1 protein-coding gene is annotated in these 1,462 nt (G+C 44.3%); it reads left to right on the forward strand.

Going from position 1 to position 1,462, the window contains the following annotated elements; translation table 11 throughout:
• Positions 1-25 precede the first annotated feature (25 nt).
• The gene (locus FC20_RS09480) at positions 26-1,396 is read left to right on the forward strand and encodes an ISNCY family transposase (protein WP_054668381.1); all 1,371 of its coding nucleotides are present in this window, start codon (positions 26-28) and stop codon (positions 1,394-1,396) included.
• The last annotated feature ends 66 nt before the right edge of the window (positions 1,397-1,462 follow it).

Below are 1,462 nucleotides of genomic sequence, written 5' to 3' on the forward strand. Positions count from 1 at the left end.
GACAATGAAGAAAGTTAGGTTAACTATGAAATACGAAGAACAATACAAAATCATTAAAGAGTTGGTTGATCATGGCGGAAACAAGAAAAGAGCTGCACTGATCTTAGGCATCTCTGTCAGACAGCTAAACAGAAGAATTAACCAATATCGAAGCAAAGGAAAAGCGGCCTTTGTTCATGGGAACACCGGCCGCTTACCTGTTAATTGTCTCACCACAGAAATTAACAAACACATTGTAACTCTATATCGCACCAAATATCAAGACTGCAACTTAACACACTTTGTCGAGTTGCTCGAGGAGATCGAACACATTTCTGTTTCCTACACCAAGGTCTACAACCTGCTTAAAGACAACTACATCCTTTCACCCAAACCTTGGAGACAGACAAAGCGGAAAATGGCCAAAAAGAAGTGGTATCGGGATCACCCAAAACAGGCTGACAAAGTTTCTGAAGTGGTTATCGATCATCAAATAGCTATGGAAGATGCTCATCCACGTCACGAGCGCTGTAAATACTTCGGCGAAGAAATCCAAATGGACGCCTCTTCTCTGCTCTGGTTTGGCGATAAGAAGGCTCACCTGCACCTGGCAATAGACAACGCCACAGGCAACCTGGTTGGCGCCTACTTCGACTGGCAAGAAACCCTGAATGCCTATTACCACGTCTATGAGCAGATTCTCGTGAACTATGGCATTCCTCTTAGATTCAAAACCGACAATCGAACCGTTTTTAATTATGAGACGGCTAAAACCAAAGCAGAGCACAAAGACGTTCTTACGCAATTTGGATATGCCTGCAAGATCTTGGGAACAGATATCGTAACCACTAGTGTCTCACAGGCCAAGGGCATGGTGGAACGGGCAAACCAGACCGTACAAAGCCGTTTGAAGCCAGAGCTGAGGCTTCACAACATAACTACAATCGAAGATGCCAACAAGTATCTGCGGGAGGTTTTTGTTCCAAAATTCAATGACAAGTTCGGGCAGGACATTCACAAATTTGAATCAGCGTTCGCCGACAGCCCTGACGACGAGACGATCAACTATACGCTAGCGGTACTGTCTCCACGTACGTTTGATAGTGGATCGGCCATCTCCTACAAGAATCACTATTATCAAGCTACAGACGCCTCAAACAAGCTTATCTGCTTTGCCAAAGGCACTAAATGCCTGGTTATTCAAGCATTGGATGGTCAATTGTTGGTCACCGTTGACGAGAAAGTGTATGCCTTGACCGAGATTCCGAAGAATGCAAGAGTCTCACCAGATATCGATTTTGAGACCGAGAAAAAGAGACAGCGGAAGAAGTATATTCCACCGATGTCCCATCCTTGGAAGCGTGCTTCGTTCATCGCGCAGCAGAACAAAGCACACAAGTATCACAAATTCACATAAAAATAGCGGGGAAAATTCCCCGCTAATAATTTAAATTTTTCGGGACATTATCCCAAGTTATTGACA

Origin of the sequence: Lactobacillus equicursoris DSM 19284 = JCM 14600 = CIP 110162 (genome assembly GCF_001434815.1) — a bacterium.
Taxonomy (GTDB): Bacteria; Bacillota; Bacilli; order Lactobacillales; family Lactobacillaceae; genus Lactobacillus; species Lactobacillus equicursoris.